Consider the following 26,802-nt stretch of genomic DNA (forward strand, 5'->3'; position numbering starts at 1 on the left):
AGTTTTTATTACCTTTGCGCAACTTTAAAAGAAAGACATGATTCAATCCATGACTGGTTTTGGAAAGCACATGGTAGAGCTTCCTAACAAAAAAATTACTATTGAAATTAAAACTTTAAATAGTAAAAACCTAGACCTTAATACTCGTATGCCTTCTCAATACCGAGAAAAAGAACTGAGTTTAAGAAATAAAATTTCTAAGGAATTGCAAAGAGGAAAAGTAGATTTTTCTTTATACGCAGAGGTTACAGGCGAAGAGACTTCGGCATCCATTAATAAAGTGGTAGTAAAAAATTATATAGAGCAACTAAAATCAATTCCGGAAACGGGAACAAAAGACGACGTTGAACTTTTAAAAATGGCCATTCGCCTGCCCGATGCTCTTAAAACTGAACGTGAAGAAATTGATGAAAATGAATTTGCAGCGATAGAAAAGGGGGTTGAAATGGCTTTACAAGAAGTAACGCAGTTTAGACTTGATGAAGGAAAAGTTTTAGAGCAAGATTTTGTTTTACGTATCAATAATATCAAAGGTATTTTGGCAGAAATTATTGCCATAGATCCCGAGCGTGTAGAAGCCGTAAAAGAAAGATTACGTAAAGGAATAGCCGATTTAAAAGAAAATGTAGATGAAAACAGGTTTGAGCAAGAATTGGTTTATTACATTGAAAAATACGATATCACCGAAGAAAAAATACGCTTAGACAATCACCTATCTTACTTTACGGAATCTCTAAACTCTAATGACTCTAACGGTAAAAAATTAGGATTTATAGGTCAAGAGATAGGTAGAGAAATCAACACTATTGGAAGTAAGTCTAATTATGCCCCAATGCAAAAGTTAGTGGTGCAAATGAAGGATGAGTTAGAGAAAATTAAAGAACAACTTTTAAACGTTTTATAATGATTGAAGGTAAATTAATCGTTTTTTCAGCACCCTCAGGATCGGGTAAAACCACTATTGTTAGACATTTATTAAAACAAGAAGATCTTAATTTAGATTTCTCTATTTCAGCGACTTCAAGAGAACCACGAGGAGATGAAGTTCATGGTGAAGATTATTATTTTATGTCTTTATCAGAATTTAAAACTCACATTAAAAATGATGATTTCTTAGAATGGGAAGAAGTTTACCGAGACAATTTTTATGGTACTCTAAAAAAGGAGGTAGAACGCATTTGGGCTCAAGGTAAACATGTTGTTTTTGATATAGATGTCGTAGGAGGACTTGATATTAAACATATTTATCCTGAAAGAACTTTGGCTGTATTTGTACAACCACCAAGCATCGAAGAACTTAAAATAAGACTCAAAAAGCGAAAAACAGAGACCGAAGATCGCATTAATATGAGGGTAGCAAAAGCGAGTATTGAAATGGCTACCGCTCCACAATTCGATTTTATTATCGTTAATAACGATCTTCCTAAAGCGTTATTAGAATCTTATACTTTGGTTAAAAATTTTGTGAGTAAGTAAAACAAATTCGTTTTGAAAAAACACATTGGTCTTTATTTTGGAACTTTTAATCCTATTCACGTTGGACATCTAGCGATTGCCAATCATATTGCAGAATTCTCTAATGTAGATGAAGTTTGGCTGGTGGTTACACCTCATAATCCGCACAAAAAGAAAAGCAGCCTTCTACCCGATTATGATCGTTTAGAAATGGTGCATAGAGCGACAGAGGATTATATAAAGTTAAGACCTTCAGATATAGAATTTTCTTTGTCTCAACCTAATTATACAACCAATACATTAGCCCATCTAGAAGAAAAATACCCTAATTATTCATTCTCATTGATTATGGGAGAAGATAACTTACAAAGTCTTCCTAAATGGAAGAATTATGAAGTCATTCTAGAGCGCTATCAATTACTAGTTTACCCAAGAGTTTATAAATTAAAAGAAACATCTGCTTTAGCTAATCACGATAAAGTGACTCATATAAATGCTCCCATCATGGAAATTTCTTCTACCTTCATTAGAAATACAATTAAAGAAGGCAAGAATATTCGTCCGTTATTACCCGCAGCGGTTTGGAAGTATATTGATGAAATGGGATTTTATCTATAAAAAAGAGCCGCTTACCTTAAAAAGTAAACGGCTCTTCAACTAAATAACCAACCAAAAAATCTTTAAGGATAACGTGAGTATCTTTGGTTAAATTGCACATTTAAATTATAAATAGTGTTAAAGTTGGTTTTCCCTCCTGTGAGTTAAATTTCAAACCCTATTTAATTTTGTATTTTTGTTTTCAAGAAACCAATCCTATGAAGAAAGACTCAAAATTTGCTGTCATTGGTGGTGGTAGTTGGGCAACAGCCATTACTAAGATGCTATGTGAAAATGTACAAACGGTAAATTGGTACATGCGCAACCAAGACGCAATAGAACATATACAAAAAGAAGAACACAACCCTAATTATTTAAGCTCGGTAGAGTTTGATGTTACTCAGTTAAATTTAACCAATGATATAAATATCGCTGTCGCGGAAGCAGACTATATTGTTTTTGCAATTCCATCGGCTTTTTTAAAAACTGAATTAGATCAACTTACCGTATCCTTAAAAAATAAACTCATTTTTAGCGCTATTAAAGGAATAGTACCCGAAAGTAGTTTAATTGTTGGAGAGCATTTTCATAAAACATATGATATCCCTTTCGAACAAATTGGAGTAATTACAGGCCCTTGTCACGCAGAAGAAGTTGCTTTAGAAAGACTTTCTTACCTTACCATTGCTTGCTCTAACGAAGACAATGCTAAATTTTTAGCAGATCATCTTAGCAATCACTATATTAAATGTAAAACTAGCGAAGACATTATTGGGACAGAATATGCTGCAATGCTTAAAAATATTTATGCAATTGCTGCAGGTATCGCACACGGTTTAGGTTATGGTGATAACTTTCAAAGTGTTTTAATGAGTAACGCTATAAGAGAAATGAAGCGTTTCATTAAAAAAACGTATAAGATGAAACGAAATATTAATGACTCTGCTTATTTAGGCGATCTTTTAGTAACGGGTTATTCGGTTTTTAGCCGCAATAGAATGTTTGGAAATATGATTGGGAAAGGCTATACCGTAAAAAGCGCTCAAATGGAAATGAGTATGATTGCAGAGGGTTACTACGCTACAAAAAGCGCCTACCACATAAATAAAGATAAAGGGAAGAAAAAAGCGAAAACGCCAATTATCAATGCGGTTTATGAAGTATTGTATGAACAAAAAAATCCTAAGAAAGTCTTTTTAAAACTTACCGATAAATTAGATTAATTCCGCGAAAGCGTAAAAATTATTATTTGAAAAATACAGCTTTAAAAGGTGGAATCTTAGTAGCTCTAGGAGCCTCTAGTTATGGAATGCTTACCACATTTGTAAAAATGGCTTATGAAGAAGGTTTCACTACCTACGAAGTCACATTTGCACAACTTCTTATAGGGTTTTTAGGACTTACAGTTCTTAATCTTTTTTACAAAGGAAAGAAAAGGGAACATTCTATTCCCACTTCAAGAAAAAGTGTCCTTAAATTAATTTTAGCTGGAAGCTCATTAGGCCTTACCAGTATTTTTTATTATTTGGCTGTGCAATACATCACAGTTTCTATTGGCATAGTTTTACTAATGCAGAGTGTGTGGATGGGCGTGGCGCTAGATGCTATTATTCACAAAGAAAAGCCGACCCCGTTAAAAGTATTAGCTGTGTTTATTATTTTAGCAGGAACTTTGTTAGCTACTAATGTTTTATTTGAAAGTTTTGAGCTAGATATTAGAGGAATAATGTTTGGTCTTTTAGCGGCTGCTTCTTACACCATAACTATTTATAGTTCTAATACTGTATCTACTGAGCTGCCTTCTCTTGTAAGAAGTAAATGGATGATGTTAGGTGGATTAATTATTGTAAGTGTAATCACTTTACCTACATTAATACAAGAGTTTAACCTCGAAATATTTTATGTATGGGGACCTATTTTAGCTTTGTTTGGTACAATTTTACCTCCGTTGTTTCTTACTACAGGTATGCCAAAATTAAATGTAGGAATAGGGGTTATAATAACTTCTATAGAGTTACCAGTAGCAGTTTGTATGGCTTACCTTTTATTAAATGAAGTGGTTACTCTACCGCAATGGTTGGGTATTATACTCATTTTATTTTCTATTATAGTAATGAATCTAAAAACCGCTAAAAAAGCCTTATAATTTTTGAAATATAGTGAGGAATTATTTTGCTAAAATTCCTTTCTCTTTCATCACTGGAAGCTCTGTTCGTTTAGATTCTTTAATACTTTGCTTTGGGAATAAGAAATTGTGGTGCAAAAATCCTTTTTCCGAAAAGAAAGAAACCGAAAACTCATTATTAATTTCAAATAGATCGGGCTGAAGCAATTCTACTTTTGCGTAAGACTTTGCTGGAAGAAGCTTTAGATTATGTCTAAAAGTGGAGGTTATTTTATTTCCATCAAATCCTTTAGAAACAATAAGTACAGTTTCTAAAGGATAGTTATTTTCATTAATTATATAAGTGTTCCAATCATCCATTTGAAACTCTTTATTATATTCTTTTACCGCAGCAATATATACGCCTTCTACCGGTGTTATTTGAATGTCTTTCTTCAAAACTTAATCGTTTAAACGGTGCTTAATTTTGTAATAAATTACAGTTAGGATTATGGCAGCAATACCTAATAATATTAAGCCTACTGTAATTTTAATTACTGCAACAATAAAAGTTACATAAAGGATTAAACCTAAGATAAAAAGAACCAATATTAAAAAGCCTGCTTTTTTCATTATAAAACCGATTTAAATTGCTTTAAAAAGCGTACATCATTTTCATAAAACATTCTAATATCTCCTATTTGATAAAGTAACATAGCAATACGCTCTATTCCCATACCAAAAGCAAAACCAGAATATTCATTAGGATCTATATTACAATTCTTGAGTACGTTAGGATCTACCATTCCGCAGCCCATAATTTCTAGCCAACCTGTTCCTTTGGTGATTCTATAATCAGTTTCAGTTTCTAAGCCCCAGTAAATATCTACTTCAGCACTAGGTTCTGTAAAAGGAAAATAAGAAGGCCTTAAACGTATTTTAGACTTTCCGAAAAGTTGTTTGGTAAAATAAAGTAAGGTTTGTTTTAGATCGGCAAAACTCACGTCTTTATCAATATAAAGTCCTTCAACTTGATGAAAAATACAATGAGAACGAGAAGAAATAGCCTCATTTCTAAAAACTCTTCCTGGTGAAATGGTTCTTATTGGCGGCTTATTATCTTCCATATAGCGCACTTGCACGCTAGATGTGTGTGTTCTTAATAAAATATCTTCAGGATTGGTTTGTATAAAAAACGTATCCTGCATATCTCTTGCTGGATGATATTCTGGTAAATTTAAAGCCGTAAAATTATGCCAGTCATCTTCAATTTCTGGCCCTTCAGAAACATTGAAACCTATATTTGAGAAGATTTCAATAATTTGATTTTTTACAATAGAAATAGGATGTCTAGAACCAATCTCAATCGCTTCACCTGGTCGGGATAAATCTCCGTAAATTCCTTTCTCCTCAGTCTGATTCTCTAGCCATTCCTTTAACTCATCTACTTTCGCTTGGGCGGAATTTTTTAGCTGATTAATGGTTTGACCAAATTCTTTTTTTTGATCGTTTGGGACGTTCTTAAATTCTGCGAAGAATTCATTTAACAAACCTTTTTTACCCAAAAATTTAATTCTGAAGGTTTCAATTTCTTCAGTAGTTTTCCCCTGAAAATTTTCTACTTCAGTAATATAACCTTTAATCTTATCTACCATTTTCTTCAACTATTAAAGACGCAAAGTTAAGAAAATTTAGGGCTTATAAACCAATAATTTTAAAATGTAATTATGGTAGAGGAAATCTTAGTCCTTTCCACTTTTTATTTTTCTTCCACCAAATAATAAAACCTGTTATGGGGAGACTGGTACAAATGATACACACAAAAAAAGCTATTATTTTGGTCCAAATACCACCAATGGAACCCACGTGTAAATCATAATTTACCCGCATGAGCTGTTCACCTCCATTTGCATCAGAAAGTTTTGGTTCTTCCTTTAAAATTTTTAAAGATCGTTGCTCATAATGAATAGTTTGTGCTTGCCACCTACTTACAAAGCTAGGGTTTACGCTAATACTCCAAATACCATTTGTCCCTCTTGGGTATTTAATATTTATTGAGTTTTCCTTTAAATCTACGCCTTGATCAATTAAATTTTGAAAAAGTACGTCTTGATCTTTTTTAGAAGAATTTGCAGTTAATAGGGTATCTGAAACCATTCTAGATCTTTCATTTGTTTGCCCACCAGATGCCGACCAATATGCAAAATCTGAAAACCATTTCATTCCATAAACCATTCCTGTTAATCCAAAAATAAGAGCTACTAAAAGCGTATAAAAACCAAATACATTATGGAGGTCATAATTTAATCTTTTAAATTTTGCATTCCATTTTATTTTAAAGCTAGCATCTTTAGTAGATTTGGTCCATCTTTTTGGCCACCATAGCACTAAACCTGTAAGCAATGTTATAACAAATATTAGAGTACTATATGCAACAACTGGTTTCCCAATATTTCTTGGTAACCAAAATTGATAATGACCCTCTAACATAAATCTCCAAAAATCATCATTAAGATAACGATTATGTAGTACTTCTCCTGTATAAGGATTTATGTAAGCTACTTGATAATTTGTGCGATCTGCATAATAAGGCACTTCTGCGCTTTTATTTGGACCTCTATACAAGACGCTATATACCGATGGAAATCCATATTCATCCTTAACTAAATCACTAAGCACCGAGGGTGGTAAAAACTTTCCTTCTTCGGGAGTTTCTATAATTTGATAGGACTCAACAACTTCTTTAATTTCTTTTTCAAAAACAAGAATAGCTGCTGTTAAACTTACTATTACTACAACAATCCCAGAAATTAAACCCAGCCAAAGATGTAACCAAGCAGAAAATCTGTAAAAATAAGAGCGACCTTTTTTATTCTTCTTTTTCTTTTTTTGGGTTGAGGATTTTGCCATAGCATTATAAATAAAGCCTGAGCAGAGATTGCTCAGGCTTTTATATTATTATAAATTAATTTTGTTCTACACTAGAAAGTTTAGATATAGCTGTAATGTTTCCACCTTCTACTAAAATACCTTGTGTAGCTTGTGCAGCACTTACGTTTACATTATAAACGTAACTTCCTTGATCTGTAGTAATACCAATATGAACTGTAGATCCATCTTCTGATGTATAGTTATTACTAGTAATATTAGTTATAGCTTCTGCACTAGGAGTTCCAGTAACCCAATTGAATTCTTGGGTATACACATCTACAATAGCTATTTTTTTCCCTAAAGTATAAGATCCTTTAGTTGCGTTTGGCTCCATAAACACAACAAATTTACCATTGCTAGCATATTTTTGTGCCGTTACGTAATAACCACCAGATGCTTGCTCTAGATTAAAAAAGTAAGATTGATCAAACTCTGTAGTACCAGCATTAATTCTAGTAATTGCAGATGGCTTGGTTGAACTAAATTCACCTGCAGTACTTGCTATAGAAGATGAAAATGCATAAGCATCTCCGTTTTCATCTACTTCTAAACCACTTGTAAAATAACGCCCTATAAAACTTGTTCGTTCATCTTCTATTAATGTTTCTAGCTCCATTTCTGGGTAAGAATAAACTGCCACATAAGCTTTATCTGGATTAGATGTACCAAAACTATCATCACAACATCCTTTAATTGGCATGAATGGCGCATAAACTTTACCTCCTACTTCTGTCATCCAACTAAAAAAAGCTAATTCTTCATCTGCAACTATTTCTTGAGTATTAATTTGACCTTCACCTACAATCTGAGAAGTTTCTGTATCTAAACGGTACCAATCTGCGTATGGAGAGTCTGTATTTCTAGAAATTTTTGTCATTAAAACTTCATCTCCTACATTGGTAAATGACTGAACAGTTTCTGCTTGAAAATCTGATATCATATCTAAATTTCCATCTGTTCCTAATTGATAAGTCGTTACTGCTCCAGGGTTACCTTGGCCATAAAGTAGACTGAAAAATTTGTTATTATTGGTGATGTAATAACGGTAAGTACCATCTTGCTCTACACCATTACCTACAACACTAATTTCTCCTTCTGTTAAAGAACTAGAAGTTAAAATATAATCTGCAACTCCCTCTGACGCTAAAGGTGATGCTGTGATTACATATTTAGAAATTGCATCTGGATTTTCTGAACCTTCTCCTCCTTCGCTTGAGATATCATCATCACTACAACTAACCATTACTAAAGACATAGCAATAATTGTTAAAAAATAAAAATTAAGTTTTCTCATAATATTCGATTAATTTGGGTTTTATAATACGTATCTAATTTTACCAGTAAAGCTTCTACCGGGTTTCTGTAAACTAAAATTATCATACATTTTCTGATCGAAAATATTTCTGCATTCTAGTGTAAATTGAAATTTATCAACTTTTAAAGAAGCATTCATATCGTGAGATATTTGCTCTGGAATACCAAATTTACCTTCACCTCCTAAACTTGGCCAATAACGATAAAATGCGTGTACATAAGTTAGGTTGTAATCTAAACTCAGTACATTTTCTTTCCCTAACACATTATTAATATTGTAAGAGATATTTCCATTTCCATACAAGTAAGGCATATTTGGTATTCTATCTTTATAGACAATACTCTCTATAGTTTGGCCGTCTTCAAACTGTGTATTGTTTCTCAAATCTTGATAAGTTACGTTTGCTCCAACTAATAATCTATTATTGTAATTGTACCTTACTTGCGCTTCTACACCCAAATTTGTAGCATCTGCAAGGTTATCCATTACTTGATATACTTGATTATTATTTAATGTAGGTCTTATAAAATCTTTTGAGTCTCTATAGAAAACTGTTCCGTCTATATTTACAAGATGTTTTACAGAGCCTAGATTAAACCAATATCCCGCTCCTACATTAAAATTATTACTAGTCTCTGGTTTTAAATCTGTATTACCTAAAAGTAACACTCCGCCATCTCCATAAATTTCTTCTGGCAATGCTAGTCGAAAACTTTTTTCATAAGATGCTTTTACTTGTAGATTTTCTGTAAAGAAATAAGTAGCCGCAGCTCCGTACCCAAAATCATTAAAATTATCTTCTTGGTAACGATATGCTACATCTCCATAATCTCCCGTAGGGTTATAAGACTCTTCAAATTTATTTAGTTGATTATAGTTTTTAAGAAATCCAGTAGCATTCCAATCTCCGCCTACATAACTATACGCTAGACCTAAAACATTTTTTTGCGATTTTTGTGGATCATCATAAACTTGAGCCTCATCATTTAAATAATTCCACTGTTTTCTATCAAATGTGTTGAAGCTATTACTTACAGAAATAGCGTGTTTTTCATTTATTTTATAATCTGCGCTTGCTACTACAATCCCGTTGTTATTCTGAAATTCTAAATCTGTATAACTCAATTCTCCACCAGGAGTATCTTCTTCTTTAAAATCACCAAACCAATTATACCTCCTATTTAAAGTATCTATTACTCTTTCTTTCCCTAGATTATAATTTGCACTAAGTTTAACATCCAACCCTTTAGTAAATAAGTCTTTTTTAACATACCTAAGGCTTGGCATAATTATATTTCCTTTAGTATGCCTTGCTCCATAAACGGCTACCAATCTAGCTCCTGTCTGTATTTCTTTATAGTTTTGACCTAACGTAACTCCAAATAAAAGTTGATCTGCAAATGATTTTTTAACCCAACCAAATTTCCCTATAAAAGTTTCATTATGATATTGATCGTGAAAACGTTCTAATTTTTGATCTCTAAAATATTCTCCCGTTTTAAGGTCTGCAGCATCTACAGTAACTTTATAATTATTATCTGAAAAATTTTGAAAAGCATTAATTTGTATGGTAAAATCATTTTTGTCTACAAAAACGGCATTTACATTAGTACGGTGAGTGTTGAATGAACCATAAGAATAAGAAAGGTCTAAATAATTTTCATCATAAGTATTGGTTACTATATTTATTGCTCCACCTAATGCATCTGATCCTAAGGAAACAGGAACAACACCTTTAAAAACCTCTACTCGTTCCGCTAAGTTTATTGGTAAATTATTTAATTGAAAAGAACTTCCAAAATTCTCCATAGGTATACCATCTATAAAAACCTTTACTTGATTACCTCTAAAACCATTCATAGATAATTGCATTCTAGAACCTACTCCGCCATTTTCTCTTATTCTAATTCCTGAAACTCGATCTAAAGCGTGACCAACATCTAGCGTAGTATTATGTAATTTAGTAGCATCTACCACATCTACATTATATGCTAAAGCTTCTATTTCTTGAATTTTACTTTTAGCAGAAATAGTTACCTCTTCTAAATCGTAACCTATCTTGAGTTCTACATCTTTAACTTCAGTACGTGATGACTTTATAGATATTTTCTCTGAATAAGTTTGAAAACCAACGAAAGATATTTCTAATGTATAAGTCCCTTCAAAGTTACCTTTAAGACTAAAATTCCCGTTTTCATCGGTCATTGTACCTTTAGATATTTCTTTAAGACTGACACTTGCTCCCAATACGGGAAGTTGATTCTCATCTAATACTTTTCCTGTAATGACAGAGGATTGCCCATACATTAATGACAAAGCAAAGAATAACAGTGTGGTTACGTAATACGATTTATATTGCATTGGTTAGATTAAGCTTATTAAGACTTATTATAAATTATTTGCAAATATAATTCGAGGTTAGATCTTAACAAGATTAAATCTAAATAACTTTGATTGTATTTTTAGATAGTATTTTAGAAAGCTATAATTTTATCTGATAGATCTTTTACATTTGTGGATGCTCTACTCTACCGAATCAAGATTAAATTTCAGACAGAATTATTAATTGATTATATCAATAAAAGAAAATGATGGGCGTAAAAACATCTCAATAATCTGAAAGGCATTAAGGCTTAGGAAGAAATGTGATTTTTAAAAATTTAATACTTTTTCAGTGATAACGGTTTTTTAATAATAGATAAAGTATTTTAAGATTTTTATACCTCAAGCAATCAAGAGATTAAATTAAAAGCTTAGAGTCACAATAAAGTTACTTAATATATCCCTTCTCTACAAAGTATTGTACAATAGCTTCTTTCATCATTACCGATTGTTCTCCTGGTTTTAAAACAGGTAAGTTTTCTATGGTATTGTAATGCGGCCATCCATCATCATCTATATAATCAAACTCATAATAACCATAAGGCTCTAATAGTCTACATATAGCAATATGCATAAGATCTACTTTATGATCTTTTTTAAACTTTCTATGAATTTGTCCTAATTCCTGAACTCCAATTAGATATATAATAGCATCGAGATCTAGAGTTTCTCCATCGGCAAATTGATTAGATAATTTTGCCTGTACAGTCTCCCATCTCATCTTTAATTCTTCGTCTCTTATCATATCGCAAAGATAAGAACTTACTTTTTTAAATTAAGCTATATTTGAGGTATGAATGTTATAGATATTATTTTAGGGATTATACTTCTTTTTGGACTTATTAGAGGGGTAATGAGAGGATTTATTATTGAGCTTGCTTCCTTGGTTGCTTTAATTGTAGGTATTTACGGAGCCATACATTTTAGTTATTTTGCTTTTGAATTTTTACAGAACCAGTTTGATTGGGATGAACAATATATACAGCTTACAGCATTTGCAATCACCTTCATTCTCATTGTAATTTTTGTATTGTTAATTGGAAAACTACTCACCAAACTTGTTGGAGCTATAGCTTTAGGTATTGTTAACCGCATACTTGGTGGGCTTTTTGGGATTTTAAAAATGGCATTTATAACTAGTGTTCTTATAATGTTTATAAGCAGTTTTAATGATAAGGCCAATTTTATTGAAAAAGAGAAATTAGAAAAATCTATATTATACAATCCTATTGAACTTATTGCTCCTACATTTTTACCTCAGATACTTAGCAAAGTAAGTCTAGAAATGGAAGAAAGTGATTTATAAACAAAAGAGACCGTATAAAACGGTCTCTTTTATTTATAAATTTCAATGAATTAGAAATTTAATTGGTACACCTTATCTAGGTCTTTATTGTTGCTTAGGTTAACACCTAAATCATTTACTATACCAGTTCCTATACCATAAGCCCAACCATGAACAGTTAAATTTTGCTTATTTTTCCAAGCATTTTGAACAATCGATGTTTCTGCTAAGTCATAAACTTGTTCTTGTACATTAAGCTCTACAAATTTATCCCAACGCTTATCCTCATCTTCAATACTTTCTAATTCTTTTTTGTGTAACATATAAACATCTTTTATATGTCGTACCCAATTATCAATTAAACCAATAGATTGATTACCCATAGCAGCTTTAACCCCACCACAACCGTAATGACCACACACAATAATGTGTTCTACCTTTAATGCGTTTACAGCATAATCTACCACACTCAACATATTCATATCAGTATGTACTACCATATTGGCAATATTACGATGAACGAATACTTCTCCTGGTTCAGCTCCAATAATTTCGTTTGCAGGTACACGACTATCTGCACATCCAATCCATAATAAAGGAGGCTTTTGACCATCCTCTAATTTTTTAAAATAATTTTTATCTTCAGATAATTTTGTATTTACCCAACTTTTATTATTATCTAATATCTTTTTATAAAATTCTTTACTCATAATTATATATTTTTAAGCTATTTGTTTTTTTTCTTTTTCGAAAAACTCTTTGTAACTAGACGGGTTTTCAATAGTCCCTCTTTCTGAAATTATTTTAATCGTAATATTCTTCTCTTTGGCTCGTACAGAAAATTCGTCAAGAATTTCTACGATGTCATGATCTAGATTCTTTGTTTTAGTAACGTCTAATTCTAGGTAAGCGTTTTCTGGCAAACTATGAAGTTCTCTTGAAATAGCTCCTTTGTTTAAGAAAGTTACTTCTTCCGCTAAGGTCATTTTAAACTTACCATCATTTACATCGTACCCTTCTTTATGTAAGAAGTGTGAATTCTTATAACTGTTAAGCAAGATAACAATTATACCTACAGCAAGTCCTAATCCTATTCCTATTAACAAATCTGTAAATACAATACCTACTATAGTTACAATAAATGGAATAAATTGACTTTTTCCTAAGCTAAACATTTGTTTAAACAATGCTGGTTTTGCCAATTTATAACCTACAATTAATAAAATAGCGGCCAAAACTGCTAATGGTATTTTATTTAATAGAAACGGAATTGTAATCACGGACAATAGAATTAAGAAACCGTGAAAAATAGCAGAAAATTTTGATTGTCCTCCTGATTGAATATTAGCAGAGCTTCTTACAATTACTTGAGTAATTGGTAAACCACCAATAAGTCCTGAAACTATGTTTCCTGTTCCTTGCGCAAAAAGTTCTCTGTTAGTCGGAGTTATACGCTTTTGCGGATCTAATTTATCTGTAGCTTCTACACATAATAAGGTTTCTAAACTCGCTACAATGGCAATAGTAGCTCCTGCAATCCAAATTTGAGGATTAGTGATAGCTCCAAAATTAGGAAAGGTAAACTGACCAAAAAAATCTGCTGCACTTTCTGGTACAGGAACTTGTACTAAATGCTCTGGAGAGATCGCTAAATTTCCGCTCCCTACCATGGTAATTTGATAAATAACTCCTGCAGCTACAGCTACTAATGGTCCAGGGATAATCGTAAAAATCTTATGTTTTTTGCTTAATACTTTTTCCCATAATAATAAGATTATTAAAGAAATTACTGTCACCAAAATCGCACCTGGAGAAACATAATCTAACATATTTATAAGCTCAGAAAAGGTGTTTTCTCCATCAGCTTGAGAAAAAGCTAAGTCTCCCTCATAATCCTTATCATAACCAAAAGCGTGAGGTATCTGTTTTAAAAATATAATGATACCAATACCTGCCAGCATTCCTTTAATTACCGAAGAAGGAAAATAATATCCAATAACTCCAGCTTTTAAAACACCTAATAATAACTGTAAAACACCTCCAATAACTACAGCAACTAGAAAGTTTTCAAAACCTAATGATGCAATTGCTCCAAGAACAATTACTGCAAGTCCTGCTGCTGGACCACTCACTCCTAATTGAGAGCCACTAATAGATCCTACTACAATTCCTCCTACGATTCCTGCAATTAATCCAGAAAAAAGAGGAGCTCCACTCGCTAATGCAATTCCTAAACATAAAGGAAGTGCAACAAAAAAGACCACCACACTAGCGGGTATGTCTTTGTTTAAATTTTTAAACATAATAATGTATGAATTTTTAGAGGTATTAGAAAAACACCTCAACTTAATTTTAAAATAATTTTACGGAAAAATTAAGCTAATTCGGGGGGAGGAGAAACCAGTTTACTATGTACAGAAGAGGTTCCCAGTAAATAAAAGAAGTTAAATGAAATTTTAGTTTGATCAAAAAATGTAAAATCATTAAAAGTTTTAGGAACTAATTTCCAATTAATATTGGAAGAACCTTCTTTTTCTCCTTTATGATTTTCTTCTTCTTCGGCTAAACTAAAAACATAAGAAACATCTGCATCACGCTCAATTAGCGTCACAACCGTAGGTGTAGCAAGAAATGCTAAAAATACGCTTATAAAAAAATATGCAAATAACTTCATGTTCATTTATTGTTTTGCAAAAATACTATTTTTTAAATTTCCTAATGTTAAATCGTTATTAAATATATCACAAGGCTTTTAAAGACTCTTGTTTTAACCAGCCCTGCCTACCGTCACTTATCTCTAGCTTATAAAAACCATTAAAACTATCTAGTAATTTTACTTTTGTGCCTTCGTGTAGTAAAAAAGCTTCAGAAGCTTTAGGGTTAGGCTCTGCTTTAATAGAAGCTTCTTCAGAAAAAACAATGGCAAAGTTTTCATTCGATGTATTATTTTGCTGAATAAAAGAAAAAGTAAATGAAAAAATAAATAATATAACTCCTAGTATGGAAGCTGTAAATAAAATTCGTTTAGTTATAGATTTTTCTGAAAAGTAATACCCAATAAAAAATACAACGAAAATCAAAATACTTATCACAGCAATTTGTGCCCACCCGTCTGCACTAAATGAGCCAATCGTATTTTCTTTAATTTTTTGAAATCCTGTAGGTGCTGTTTTTTCAATCGCATCTATTGTCATGTTATTGGCAAACACTAAATTATTTAGTGCGTCCTCATGATTAGGGTCTAATTTTAACGCCTTTTCATAATAGTAAATACTTGGGGCAATATGATCTAATTTATAATGGGCATTAGCCATATTATAATACAATGCGACTGACTCTTGCTTTCCCTCTAAAATCTGTTCATACTTACTAATGGCGGCTTCATAATTTCCGTTAGCATAATCTTGGGTAGCTTTTTCAAAAGTAGTCTTATAATCTTGCCCTAACACACTTATAGAAAAGCTCAAAAAGCAAAGGAATAATATCTTTTTCATGACTTAAAGGTCTTTATCTATTGAGGATAATACTTGAGCAGCTTTTTCATAATCTTGCTCCATAGAGGCTTGAGATGACGGACTATATCTTGCCATTTCACAATTTTGTAGTAACTGGATAAAATCATTTATAGTCATCTCTTTAATCCCTTTTTCTCTTAAGATCACCTTAATTCTATCCTTACTCATTTCACTAGTTTGAATAGACAGCTTTGCCTTTAGGAAGTTGTGTAAAGATTTTTCTAGAGCTAAGTAAAATGCACTTGGATTACCAATATTCTTCTTAGCTTCAGAAAGGTATTTTTTGGCTAATTTATCTGCCTTTTTAACTCGATTACCTGCTACATCATTCAATCTTTCTTTTCTTTTCTTACCAAATAATATGGTCAAAGGAATAGCGAGAAGAGGTAATAATATTAATAACCAAAACCACAAGCTTTTAAAGAATCCTTTTTCTCCTATAGGTTTTAAATTAGCGTCTAATTGAATGTACCTAAATTGGTTTCCTTTAGATATTACTTCTTGCTTATTTGAAGTACTTGCTGTAGAATTATTAGGCACAGAAGCCACTGGGCCATTTTCTACATTTATCATTAATTCTTTAGAGCTCAACACCTTGTAAGATTCACTATTTACATCAAAATAAGAGAAATTTACTGGTTCTATTGGATATTTTCCTTTTTGCTGCGGAACTATCGTGTAGGTATCTGTAATACTACCAAAAACCCCATTATTATTAGTTCTCGTATCTTCAATATGTTCTGGCTCATAAACTTCAAGGGAAGCTGGTAAGCTTAATTTAGGTAATTGAAAAAGCATTAAATTCCCGTTACCGGAAACTTTTACTTTTGCCTCTAGAGATTCTGTAGCATCTAAGCTTTGTTTATTGGTGGTTACACTAAAATTGAAGCTTCCTACTGCTCCGGTAAAATTAGCTGGTTTACCCGTTTGCGGAAGCGGTTTTACCTCTATCTCTTTTGTACTTGCAGATATTCTTTTTTGTACCGTTTCATATAATCTTCTTCCAAAAATATCTCTACGATCTGAAGGCACTTCTACCGAAACCGATAAGGTTAAAGGTTCTATCGTAAGTTTACCTGTCTTTTGAGGATATAAAATTGTTTTTCTTAGCGCAACATAGCGGTAGGGTTCTCCCAAGTAAGTACCATCTTTAACATCTAATCTAGAAATATCTATATTCTCACTCCAAAAATCAGCAAATTTAGGATTATCTACTGGTCGCCACTGGCTCACATTAATATCTGGACTTACATATAGAATGTATTCTACACTTATTCCTTCGTTTAAATACGGATTTTCATTAGAAACTTTGGTTACTAAATGAATACTTTGAGAAGCAATTATTTCTGCATTATTACCATCGGTTGGGGTATCTACTGCGGCAACAACATTTATATTAATAGGAGTGGTTTTGTAAGTCTTCCCTTCTATTAAAATTTCAGCTTGTCCTATGGTAAATTTACCTCTCGCATTAGGTTGTAAATAATAACCGTAAGATTTTTGGTATGTTCTTTTACCATTGATCCAACTGTTGCTAATGGATTGATAAGGTCCTCCAACCACCGTAAAATTGGTGAAGTTTGGCGGGTTAAAATTATCCCCATCTTGATTCATTTTAAAATCTACACGTAGGCGTTCATTAACACCAATAGTGGTTCGGCTAACTTCTGCTTCAAATTTTACTTGTGCTAAAGTAATTTGGCAAATAAAAAAGCCGATTATAGCAACTACAAACTTACTTTTCATTACCAGTCCTTTTCTGTTCTAACTTTTCTACCTTTTGCTTTTTGAGCATTGATCTTATCTTGAATTTCTTTCTCTTGATTTTCCATCGCTTCTAGCAAGTTTTTAATTTGCTGAGGAGAAAGTTGTCCTTTTGCTTGTTGGGGTTTTTGATCTTTAGGCTGATCACCTTTTTCTTGAGAAGGATCTTTAGGTTGCTCTTCTTTCTTTTGATCGCCTTCATCTTGCTTTTCATCTTCGCTTTGATCTTTCTTATCTTTTTGGTCGCCCTCGTCTCCTTTTTCTTTATCCTCTCCTTGATCTTTTTTATTCTCGCCTTCGTCTTTTTTATCTTGGTCTTGTTGATCTTTTTGATCTTCTTTATCTTGATTTTGATCCTTGTCTTGATCTTGCTTTTGATCCTGCTCTTGCTGTTCTTTTTCTAGCATCTTTTTTGCTAAAGCCAAGTTATATCTAGTTTGATCATCTTTTGGATTATTACGAAGTGCATTTTTAAAAGCTTCTACGGCTTCTTCATATTTTTTTTGCTTCATAAAAGCGTTTCCTTGATTGTGGTAAGCTTTGTGTTTTAAGGCTTTACTTTGAGAAGCTTCACTGGCTTGTTTTAATCTAGGAGTAGATTCTCCTTCTTTATCTTTTGCGTAATATAGATTGCCCAAATTGTACTTCGCTTCGGCGTTGGTCGGATCTTTAGCAATGGCTTTTCGGTAGTTGGCTTCCGCTTGAGCGAAATTATTTTCAGAAAGAGATTCTTGTGCTTCGGCAGCAAAAACTCTAGCTTCTTTTTGTGCTTTTTTTGTATTCTCCTGTGCAGAAATGATTCCGCTGAAAAGCGAAAAAATAAAAACTCCTACTAATTTTATGTAGTTTATTGAAACCTTTTTACGCTGCATTTTTATCTTTCTTTTCATTAAACAAATTAAGTTGGGTAACCCAAGCTGTTTTTCTCTCTAATAATAACACATCTAATACTATAAAAAGTATGCCAAAAGCAATAAACCACTGAAATTGATCTTTATAAGCCGCATATTGTTTGGTCTCGAACTCGGTTTTTTCTAAAGAATTAAGCGCTTCTGTCACTTTGTCTAGCACTTCTTTGGTATTAGTACCGTCTATGTAAACTCCATTTGCTTCTTCTGCAATTTCCTCTAACGTAGCTGCATCTAGTCTCGTAATGACGGTTTCGCCATTTGTATCTTTCTTGTAGCTTTGTGTAACTCCGTTTCTTTTTATAGGTATGGTTCCTCCTTTTTGAGTTCCTACACCAATGGTAAAAATTCTAATTCCTTTTTCTTCGGCTTCATTTAAAACCTCTTCGATTTCTCCCCCGTGATTTTCTCCATCACTCAAAATAAATAAAACTCTACTGGTTTGAGATTCGTCATTATAATAGGTTTCTGCCAATTGAATGGCTTCTCCTATGGCTGTTCCTTGACTTGAAACCATATCTGTATTCATGGCTTGTAAAAATAATTTTGCCGAACCATAATCTGTCGTAATAGGTAACTGGGGAAAAGCCGATCCTGCATAAGCAATGATCCCTATACGGTCACTGGCTAAGTTGTTGATGATCTGTGTAACCAATTGTTTAGATTTCTCTAGTCTATTGGGTGCAATATCTTCGGCAAGCATACTTTTAGAGACATCTACTGCAAAAACTACATCTACTCCTTCTCGTTTAAGAGTTTCTGTTTTAGAACCTATTTTTGGATTGACTAATGCAATTACAAAACAAGCGAAAGCCAGCGATAATAAAATCATTTTTAATAAAGGTTTGAATATCGATTTATCTGGACTTAATTTTTCTAAGAAAGAACTTTCTGCAAACTTCTTTTGTGTTTTTTTCTTCCAAATAACTTGCGCTACATAAACCAGCAACACCAGTGGTATTACCAATAATAACCAAAAATATATTTTCTCTTCTAATACCAACATTTATACAAAACTTCTAAAAATAGTATTCTTTAATACAAGCTCGATCAATAACAATAAACCTGCTAACAGTAATAATGGTCTATATTTCTCATCATAGTTATAGTATTTAAACTCTTCTATGTCTGTTTTCTCTAGTTTATTGATTTCCTCATAAATTGCCTCTAACTTCTCGTTATTGGTAGCCCTAAAATATTTTCCTCCTGTTTTTTGAGCTATTTCCTGAAGAAGAGCTTCATCAATTTCAACTTTTACACTACCATATCTTAATTGTCCGTTTCTACTCATAGATATAGGTCCAAGTGCCATACCGTTAGTTCCCAACCCTATGGTGTAGGTTTTTATATTATATTCCATCGCCAATTCGGTAGCGATTTTAGGATCTATAAAACCTGAGTTATTCACACCATCGGTCATTAAAATAATCACCTTGCTTTTAGCTTTACTTTCTTTTAATCGGTTAACCGAAGTTGCCAATCCCATCCCAATGGCAGTTCCACTTTCGAGCAAATTATTATATTCTATACTCTGTAAGGCTTCTAATACAATTCTTTTGTCACTGGTAATTGGGGTTTTAGTGTAGCTTTCTCCTGCATATTCTACCAAACCAATACGGTCGCTAGGTCTTTGTTTTACAAACTCTGCTGCGACCTCTTTTAAAGCTTCTAAACGATTGGGCTTTAAATCTCTTGCCAACATACTTGCTGAAACATCTATTGCGATAACAATATCTATCCCTTGTGTTGTGTTGGTTTTTGTAGAAACATCTACAGTTCTAGGTCTTGCCATAGCGGTAATTAATAAAGCAAGTGCCAATAAACGTAAGACGAACAACAAAGGTTTTAGCTTGGGTAAAATACCTTGTTTTACCTTAAAACCCTTTATACTCGATATTTTAACCGCTGCGGTTTGTTTATTTCTTTTCCAGATATACCATAGAATGAGTATGGGCAATAGCAGAAATAGCCAAAACCATTGGGGATGCTCAAATGTGATATTATTAAAGTTGAACATTATTCTTCTTTTATCTTTAATTCTATAGAATTGATGATTCTATTTGTTATCTCTTCCGCGGCAGCGTTATCTTTTTCATACACTAACATAAGCTGTTCAAAAGCTCCATTATATCCAAAATTAAGAATGGTATATGATTTCTGAATAGTACGATCTTGTAACACGGGATTTTTAATTTTAAAGCTTCCGAAAATTTTGATCCCTTCTGCCCCATTTACCGTCGTAAATTCTTCGTTTTTCATAAGAATATTCGTGGCTCCTTTATTCTCAAAATCTGTATAAACTGCTTCGATAGATTTATCTAAATCAAATTCTTTCTTTTCTGGAAAGTTCACCAAACTTAGGTTAATGTAATATTCTCCTAAAATGCTACCATAAGAGAAGCTCTCTATTATTGCTCCCGTTTGAGCCTGTGGTAAAGTGTCTTGCTGCATATTACGCACTAAGACTCTTGGGGTAATGACAGAAACTGCTGGATTGCCGTACTCACTTTGTATCCATTCTCCTTTTAGTAGATCTTTAGACGGACTTCCTAAAATATTATCTTGCACATAATCCCAACCTTTTAGACCTACAAAACCAATAGCGCTCACCACCAAAATTGATAAACCTGCAACTACACTAATAAGAATGGTTTTTCTTTTTCTTCTCTTGGCGACAGCTTCTCTATAAGCTTGATCTTTTAGCAACTCTTCTTCGGTAGGCTCTGGGATTGCTTCTTTAAAAGCGAAGATGTTATGTTCTACCGTTTGCCTATCAGATTTTGCGGTGATTTTGTCCATCGAGAAACCTGCAAACTTTATAAGATCTGCACGCTTTAAAACTTCTTCAAGTTTTGTAATTTCCTCTTTGCTTAAGCGTAATTTATTTTCTTGAGTTAAAGCATTTAGGCGAGCAACAAGTTCGGCAGTTGTGCTTTCTAAAGCTCTATCATCTATTTTTTCATCGATATAACGACGTATAGCTTCCGTTAAGGAAGAATAATAGGCCTTTATTTGTCCGCTTTCTAATTGCTGACTTTCGTCTAATTGCTTTAGAGTGAGCATCGCTTTTTCAAAAGGAGGGATTTTTTGCGCTGCTTCGGTTTTCTTTTTATTTCTTCTCCATAATAAAAATACTAATCCGCCAATAATCACTAAGGTTATCAACAACCACCAAACCCAATCGGCCACTTGAAAAGGCTTATCTACTTGTATAGAAGGCTTAACCGGATATAGTTTTTGCTTGGTCGTATCTACCGCAACATCTCTAACCTCAACCAGCAAAGAATCGGTAAAAAAAGCTTTATTATTAATGAGAATACGCTGTCGCGGAATGGTATATTTACCCGAATCAAACTGAGTAAGTGCATACTCTTTTAAAAGTTTAAAATTACGTTGATTGATAGTTGTATCAATAGCTGAAGCTTCTACATTTTCTAGCGGCATAAAGGTTTGACCTTCGGGAAAGACCACTAAGTTAGTCGTATCTGTTTCTACCTCAATTTTGTATTTTATTTGTTCTCCTATTTGAATAGAAGAGCTATCAATGCTAGAAGAAACGGTTTGAGCTTGTGTATGCTGATTTATGAGCAAAAGAAATAAGGAAAAAACCAATACTAGTGTTTTCCCTATATTTTGAAAGGTTTTTTTATTTATCATTTTCATTCCCTTAACCTCTTCGTTTAAAATAACCGAGTAATTTCTTTACATAGCCTTCATCCACCCGCGTACTCAAAGTACCTGCGCCGCTATGATTAAAACTCGTTTTAAAATATTCTACTCGTTCTTGATAATAGGTTGAATAACTTTTCCTAACAGAAGACGAGCCTGTATTTACCAAAAGAAATTCTCCTGTTTCAGCATCTTGCATTTGGACCATTCCTAAATTAGGCATTTCTTTTTCTCTTTCATCATACACTCTAATGCCCGTAATGTCGTGTTTATTGGCTAAAATTTTAAGTGTATGGTCGTAATCATCTGCTAAAAAATCGGATAGAATAAATATGATGGCTTTCTTTTTCATCATATTTCTTACATATTTTAAGGCTGCGGCTACATCGGTTTTAGTGCTTTTAGGCTTAAACTCTAATAACTCTCTTATGATTCTTAGTACGTGTGACCTTCCTTTTTTGGGTGGTACGTAAAGTTCTATTTGATCTGAAAAAAGAAGCAATCCTATTTTATCATTATTCTGTGTGGCAGAAAATGCTAAAGTTGCAGAAATCTCAGTAATAATATCTTTTTTGAAACTCCCTTGAGTACCAAAAAATTCTGATCCAGAGACATCTACCATAAGCATCATGGTAAGTTCTCTTTCTTCTTCAAAAACTTTTACAAAAGGTTCGTTATAGCGCGCGGTTACATTCCAGTCTATTGCTCTTACGTCGTCCCCGAATTGGTATTGACGCACTTCGCTAAAGGTCATACCACGTCCTTTAAAGGTAGAATGATATTCTCCTCCAAACACGTGGTTGCTTAACCGCCGTGTTTTGATTTCGATTTTTCGTACTTTTTTTAGTAATTCTTTGGTATCCATAATATGCTTTCTTATCGGCTTTTATGATGCTTCACACATCATTGTATCAATTAGATCGCTGGTCTATGGCACTTCTATTTCATTGATAATTTTACCTACAATATCTTCTGAAGTAATATTTTCAGCTTCAGCTTCATAAGTAATACCCACTCTGTGACGAAGAACATCTAACACTACTGCTCTTACATCTTCTGGAATAACGTAACCTCTTCTTTTAATAAAGGCATAACATTTTGCGGCAGTTGCCAAATTGATACTTCCACGAGGAGAAGCTCCAAAAGAAATAAGTGGTTTTAATGACTCTAGGTTATATTTTTCTGGATAACGTGTAGCGAAAATAATATCTAGTATATATTTTTCAATTTTCTCATCCATATATACTTCACGAACGGCTTTTTGAGCGCTTAAGATTTGCTCTAAAGAAACCACAGGATTTACCTGTTCAAAACTACCTTTTAAATTAGCTCGAACCACCATTTGTTCATCCTCAAGAGTAGGATAATCAATCACCGTTTTTAACATAAAACGATCGACTTGTGCTTCTGGTAAAGGGTATGTTCCTTCTTGTTCTACAGGGTTTTGTGTTGCCATTACTAAGAAAGGCTTATCTAAAACAAAAGTGGTATCACCAATAGTAACTTGTTTTTCTTGCATCGCCTCTAGTAAAGCCGACTGCACTTTTGCTGGTGCTCGGTTAATCTCATCTGCTAACACGAAGTTGGCAAAAATAGGACCTTTCTTTATGCTAAAATCATTGAGCTTTATATTATAAATCATCGTTCCCACTACATCTGCAGGAAGTAAATCTGGTGTAAATTGTATTCTGCTAAAGCTTCCTTTTACAGCTTTAGACAACGTATTAATGGCTAAGGTTTTTGCCAATCCTGGCACTCCCTCTAATAAAATATGACCTTGACCTAGTAAACCAATTAATAGTCGCTCGATCATGTGTTTTTGACCGACAATGACTTTATTCATCTCATTGGTCAATAAATCTACAAAGGCACTTTCTCTTTGTATTTTCTCATTTAATCCTGCGATGTCTACCGATGAGGTTTGTTGTTGCTCCATTAAAATTATATTTTATTCCGTTACCTTATTTTATAACGTTGCAAAGTGAAAAAATTATTGTTTAATCATTGTTAATGATTGGTTAAAACCTCATAAAAAATTACATTTTATTAAAATTTTAAGCCCATCTATAAAGACTTTATTTTTTTATGGGTGTTGCAAAATACCAACATTTTTTAAATTTATAGAACTCTCTTTTAGTTAAACTAAAATTTATATCTTCCGTAAAGATTAATTTACTCATACTTAAAGAGAATAGTTTTCTACAATCTTTTTTAATCAAGATATTTACTATGACAAAAACAGCATTTATAACAGGGGCCTCAAGCGGAATTGGAGAAGCAGCAGCAATAGCTCTAGCTAAAGAAGGATTTCAATTAGTGCTTTGCGGAAGAAGACAACAAAAATTAACCGATTTGCAAGAGTTTTTAAAGCACACCAAAACCCATCAATTACTATTTGATGTAAGAAATAAGGAAGAAGTCAAGAATGCCATTAACAGTTTGCCTGAAGAGTTTAAAAAAATAGATGTATTAATTAACAACGCAGGTAATGCCCACGGACTCGATTACTTTCAAGATGGAAATCTAGAAGATTGGGATGCTATGATAGATATTAATGTAAAAGGCTTAATGTACGTGAGTAAAGAAATTATTCCTCAAATGATAGCACGAGAAGAAGGGCAAATTATAAATATTGGCTCTACTGCAGGTAAGGAAGTTTACCCTAAAGGAAATGTGTATTGCGCTAGCAAACATGCGGTAGATGCCATTAATCAAGGAATGCGATTAGACCTTAACGGAACTGGCGTAAAAGTTGGCGCTATTAATCCAGGTCTTGTAGAAACAGAGTTTAGTAAAGTGCGCTTTAAAGGAGACGAAGAGAAAGCTACAAAAGTTTATGAAGGTTTCAAAGCCTTACAAGCCAAAGACATTGCAGATGTTATTTGCTTTGTGGTCACTAGACCTTCTCATGTAAACATAGCCGACCTCACTGTAATGTGTACCGCTCAAGCTTCTTCTACTCTCGTAGATAAAAACTAAAACTAATCTCATGATTAACAAACGCCTACTCATTAAAAATTTACTCGCCCATAGTGCCGAGAATAGTTTTTATGATAAAAAGCTAAAAGTTAATCTTGGGGACAAAGAAGGAAAGGCTAAGTTGCTAAAGCACATTTGCGCGCTTTCTAATAGCAACCCTCACAACAACAGTTATATTGTAATTGGTGTTGAAGATAAAAAGAATAACATCTTTGGAGTCGATTTTTATGATGATAGCAAAATACAAAACTTGGTGAATGCTTATTTAACCAATCCGCCAAGGGTGAATTATGCCAATATTTTATTTCCGCATCTCCCTGAGGGTAAAGTTGTGGGGTTAATTACTATAAACCCTAACAATGAGCTGATTTGCTCTTTAAAAAAAAACATTTGGAAATACTATGGAGGCATGGTTTTTTATAGAGAAGGGAGTATAAGTATGCCTCAAAATTTTGAAGTAAAACTCAACAACTCTAATATTGAAAAGGTAGCCGCTATAGAAAGTCATTCCCAAAACACTATTAAATATACATTAGATGGTGTCTTTGATTTTATGAATCGCAGTAAAGATTACAAGCCTACCTATCGGGTTTTTAAAGAGTATTTTGTAGTGTGTTGGGCAGGAAAAAAGAAAGTAAATCATAAAGGTACGTTTTACTCTAGAGTTAATATTCAGTTGATTAATGAACAGGTTAAACTATTTTATTCAGATTTGGATGAGGTAAGTATCGAATTTAACGATGAGTGCTTTAAGATTTTAGAATATGTGCATTTGGGTCTTTACAAATCTTATAAGTATTATCCATTAGAAGAGGTTATAATCAAGTTTCATAATAATATTAGCTATGAAATTGAAAGCAAGATGGTGTTCGATCCGCCTCAGTTTTCAAAATCGACTCTGCACCATATTATGAACAGTAATAAGAGTTTATTAGAAAAATTGGAGAAAGGTTTCCGCTTAAGCGAAATAGAACAACAAGATATTTTAAAACTTCCTGCCAATTATTTACTTTGTTATTTTAATGGATTTCCCGAAGCCATTGAAAAATTAGAAGAAGCCAAAAGTTTATTAAAAACTCACCATAAAGAAGCTTACCTGCGTTATAAAGAAAATATTAGAATTTTAAGAAAAGTGAAATACAATTAAATGAAAAGAATTTTAGCCATAGGCGACATACACGGCGGTTTAAAAGCTTTAGAGCAATTGCTAGAAAGAGCAAAAATAACTCCAGAAGATCAACTTATTTTCTTGGGAGATTACGTAGATGGCTGGAGCGATTCTGCCAAAGTCATTTCTTATCTTATAGAGTTAGCCAAACAAAATAGTTGCATTTTTATACGTGGTAATCACGATGAATTATTACACCAATGGTTAAAAACCCACGAAACCAATGAAAAATGGTTGACTCATGGAGGACAGTCGAGCATAGATGCGTATAGAAATTTATCTGATGAAACAATCCAGCAGCATCGCATTTTCCTAAAAGAAATGGTCAATTATTATATTGATGATCAAAATAGGTTATTTCTCCACGCAGGTTTCACCAATCAACACGGACCCAAACAGGAATATGAACCTTATATGTTTTATTGGGATAGAACTTTATGGGAGACCGCTCTGTGCTTAGATAAAGAAATTAACGAAGATGATTTTCGTTATCCGAAGCGCCTAAAATTATTTAAAGAAATTTTTATAGGTCACACTCCTGTTACCCGAATTGATAAAGAAAAACCTGTACAAGCTGCCAATGTTTGGAATGTAGATACCGGCGCAGCTTTTAAAGGAAAACTATCTTTAATCGATGTGAATTCTAAAGAAGTTTTTCAAAGTGATCCCGTTTGGAAATTGTATGCTAATGAAAAAGGGAGAAATTAATTTATATTTGCATAAAAATAAA

27 protein-coding genes are annotated in these 26,802 nt (G+C 32.9%); 9 read left to right on the plus strand and 18 right to left on the minus strand.

Going from position 1 to position 26,802, the window contains the following annotated elements:
• The first annotated feature begins 37 nt into the window (after positions 1-37).
• From LX95_RS01570 to LX95_RS01590, 5 genes are all read left to right on the plus strand, one after another.
• On the plus strand, positions 38-904 hold the full coding sequence (locus tag LX95_RS01570; RefSeq protein WP_111539662.1) for a YicC/YloC family endoribonuclease: 867 nt from the start codon (positions 38-40) through the stop codon (positions 902-904).
• A complete protein-coding gene (gene gmk / locus LX95_RS01575; protein ID WP_111539663.1) occupies positions 904-1,476 on the plus strand; it encodes a guanylate kinase in 573 nt (190 codons plus the stop codon). Before LX95_RS01570 ends, gmk begins: the two co-directional genes overlap by 1 nt.
• 12 nt (positions 1,477-1,488) lie before the next feature.
• Complete coding sequence (gene nadD, locus LX95_RS01580; RefSeq protein WP_111539664.1) at positions 1,489-2,073, plus strand: nicotinate (nicotinamide) nucleotide adenylyltransferase; 585 nt, start codon at positions 1,489-1,491, stop codon at positions 2,071-2,073.
• A 197-nt stretch (positions 2,074-2,270) separates the two neighbouring features.
• Positions 2,271-3,275: an NAD(P)H-dependent glycerol-3-phosphate dehydrogenase gene (locus tag LX95_RS01585; protein ID WP_111539982.1), complete on the plus strand. Its 1,005-nt coding sequence runs from the start codon at positions 2,271-2,273 to the stop codon at positions 3,273-3,275.
• A 26-nt stretch (positions 3,276-3,301) separates the two neighbouring features.
• A complete protein-coding gene (locus LX95_RS01590; protein ID WP_111539665.1) occupies positions 3,302-4,198 on the plus strand; it encodes an EamA family transporter in 897 nt (298 codons plus the stop codon).
• 21 nt (positions 4,199-4,219) lie between these two features.
• Here LX95_RS01590 and LX95_RS01595 read toward each other — a convergent pair whose 3' ends face one another.
• The 7 genes from LX95_RS01595 to LX95_RS01620 all read right to left on the minus strand — a co-directional run bounded on the left by LX95_RS01595 (position 4,220) and on the right by LX95_RS01620 (position 11,529).
• Positions 4,220-4,615, minus strand: coding sequence for a hypothetical protein (locus tag LX95_RS01595; protein WP_111539666.1), 396 nt, complete (start codon positions 4,613-4,615; stop codon positions 4,220-4,222).
• Between the two features lie 3 nt (positions 4,616-4,618).
• Positions 4,619-4,789: a hypothetical protein gene (locus tag LX95_RS14560; RefSeq protein WP_170116563.1), complete on the minus strand. Its 171-nt coding sequence runs from the start codon at positions 4,787-4,789 to the stop codon at positions 4,619-4,621.
• Complete coding sequence (pheS, locus tag LX95_RS01600) at positions 4,789-5,811, minus strand: phenylalanine--tRNA ligase subunit alpha (RefSeq protein ID WP_111539667.1); 1,023 nt, start codon at positions 5,809-5,811, stop codon at positions 4,789-4,791. The genes LX95_RS14560 and pheS overlap by 1 nt, the downstream gene beginning before the upstream one ends.
• 70 nt (positions 5,812-5,881) lie before the next feature.
• Positions 5,882-7,066: a PepSY-associated TM helix domain-containing protein gene (locus LX95_RS01605; RefSeq protein WP_111539668.1), complete on the minus strand. Its 1,185-nt coding sequence runs from the start codon at positions 7,064-7,066 to the stop codon at positions 5,882-5,884.
• Positions 7,067-7,121: 55 nt separating this feature from the next.
• A complete protein-coding gene (locus LX95_RS01610; RefSeq protein ID WP_111539669.1) occupies positions 7,122-8,381 on the minus strand; it encodes a DUF4374 domain-containing protein in 1,260 nt (419 codons plus the stop codon).
• Between the two features lie 21 nt (positions 8,382-8,402).
• Positions 8,403-10,763, minus strand: coding sequence for a TonB-dependent receptor (locus tag LX95_RS01615; protein ID WP_111539670.1), 2,361 nt, complete (start codon positions 10,761-10,763; stop codon positions 8,403-8,405).
• 409 nt (positions 10,764-11,172) lie between these two features.
• Positions 11,173-11,529, minus strand: coding sequence for a hypothetical protein (locus LX95_RS01620; RefSeq protein ID WP_111539671.1), 357 nt, complete (start codon positions 11,527-11,529; stop codon positions 11,173-11,175).
• Positions 11,530-11,577: 48 nt separating this feature from the next.
• On the opposite strand from LX95_RS01620, the gene LX95_RS01625 reads away from it, so the two are divergent.
• The gene (locus LX95_RS01625; protein WP_111539672.1) at positions 11,578-12,090 is read left to right on the plus strand and encodes a CvpA family protein; all 513 of its coding nucleotides are present in this window, start codon (positions 11,578-11,580) and stop codon (positions 12,088-12,090) included.
• Positions 12,091-12,140: 50 nt separating this feature from the next.
• On the opposite strand, the gene can is transcribed toward LX95_RS01625, so the two are convergent.
• From can to LX95_RS01680, 11 genes are all read right to left on the minus strand, one after another.
• Positions 12,141-12,779, minus strand: a complete 639-nt coding sequence (gene can / locus LX95_RS01630) for a carbonate dehydratase (protein ID WP_111539673.1) — start codon at positions 12,777-12,779, stop codon at positions 12,141-12,143.
• 12 nt (positions 12,780-12,791) lie between these two features.
• Positions 12,792-14,372 (minus strand): SulP family inorganic anion transporter, encoded by a 1,581-nt coding sequence (locus LX95_RS01635; protein ID WP_111539674.1) that lies wholly within the window; start codon positions 14,370-14,372, stop codon positions 12,792-12,794.
• Positions 14,373-14,443: 71 nt separating this feature from the next.
• Positions 14,444-14,743, minus strand: coding sequence for a hypothetical protein (locus LX95_RS01640; RefSeq protein WP_111539675.1), 300 nt, complete (start codon positions 14,741-14,743; stop codon positions 14,444-14,446).
• Between the two features lie 67 nt (positions 14,744-14,810).
• Positions 14,811-15,563 carry a tetratricopeptide repeat protein gene (locus tag LX95_RS01645; RefSeq protein WP_111539676.1) on the minus strand — a complete coding sequence of 251 codons (753 nt, stop codon included), beginning with the start codon at positions 15,561-15,563 and terminating at the stop codon, positions 14,811-14,813.
• A 3-nt stretch (positions 15,564-15,566) separates the two neighbouring features.
• The gene (locus LX95_RS01650) at positions 15,567-17,330 is read right to left on the minus strand and encodes a BatD family protein (protein WP_111539677.1); all 1,764 of its coding nucleotides are present in this window, start codon (positions 17,328-17,330) and stop codon (positions 15,567-15,569) included.
• Positions 17,330-18,238, minus strand: coding sequence for a tetratricopeptide repeat protein (locus LX95_RS01655; protein WP_245924706.1), 909 nt, complete (start codon positions 18,236-18,238; stop codon positions 17,330-17,332). Before LX95_RS01655 ends, LX95_RS01650 begins: the two co-directional genes overlap by 1 nt.
• Complete coding sequence (locus LX95_RS01660; RefSeq protein WP_111539678.1) at positions 18,210-19,262, minus strand: VWA domain-containing protein; 1,053 nt, start codon at positions 19,260-19,262, stop codon at positions 18,210-18,212. The genes LX95_RS01655 and LX95_RS01660 overlap by 29 nt, the downstream gene beginning before the upstream one ends.
• Positions 19,263-20,273, minus strand: coding sequence for a vWA domain-containing protein (locus LX95_RS01665; RefSeq protein ID WP_111539679.1), 1,011 nt, complete (start codon positions 20,271-20,273; stop codon positions 19,263-19,265).
• Positions 20,273-21,913 carry a DUF4381 domain-containing protein gene (locus tag LX95_RS01670; RefSeq protein ID WP_146240727.1) on the minus strand — a complete coding sequence of 547 codons (1,641 nt, stop codon included), beginning with the start codon at positions 21,911-21,913 and terminating at the stop codon, positions 20,273-20,275. The genes LX95_RS01665 and LX95_RS01670 overlap by 1 nt, the downstream gene beginning before the upstream one ends.
• Before the next feature lie 10 nt (positions 21,914-21,923).
• Positions 21,924-22,790 carry a DUF58 domain-containing protein gene (locus LX95_RS01675; protein ID WP_111539681.1) on the minus strand — a complete coding sequence of 289 codons (867 nt, stop codon included), beginning with the start codon at positions 22,788-22,790 and terminating at the stop codon, positions 21,924-21,926.
• Positions 22,791-22,853: 63 nt separating this feature from the next.
• Positions 22,854-23,861: an AAA family ATPase gene (locus tag LX95_RS01680; protein WP_111539682.1), complete on the minus strand. Its 1,008-nt coding sequence runs from the start codon at positions 23,859-23,861 to the stop codon at positions 22,854-22,856.
• Between the two features lie 293 nt (positions 23,862-24,154).
• Here LX95_RS01680 and LX95_RS01685 point away from each other — a divergent pair, with 293 nt between their 5' ends.
• Genes LX95_RS01685 through LX95_RS01695 form a run of 3 tightly spaced genes read left to right on the plus strand, consistent with a single transcriptional unit; the run spans position 24,155 to position 26,780 of the window.
• The gene (locus LX95_RS01685) at positions 24,155-24,904 is read left to right on the plus strand and encodes an SDR family NAD(P)-dependent oxidoreductase (RefSeq protein ID WP_111539683.1); all 750 of its coding nucleotides are present in this window, start codon (positions 24,155-24,157) and stop codon (positions 24,902-24,904) included.
• A 10-nt stretch (positions 24,905-24,914) separates the two neighbouring features.
• The gene (locus LX95_RS01690) at positions 24,915-26,051 is read left to right on the plus strand and encodes an ATP-binding protein (protein ID WP_111539684.1); all 1,137 of its coding nucleotides are present in this window, start codon (positions 24,915-24,917) and stop codon (positions 26,049-26,051) included.
• Positions 26,052-26,780 (plus strand): metallophosphoesterase family protein, encoded by a 729-nt coding sequence (locus LX95_RS01695; RefSeq protein WP_111539685.1) that lies wholly within the window; start codon positions 26,052-26,054, stop codon positions 26,778-26,780.
• The last annotated feature ends 22 nt before the right edge of the window (positions 26,781-26,802 follow it).

The sequence above is a fragment of the Mesonia algae genome (assembly GCF_003253545.1).
GTDB classification, from domain to species: Bacteria; Bacteroidota; Bacteroidia; order Flavobacteriales; family Flavobacteriaceae; genus Mesonia; species Mesonia algae.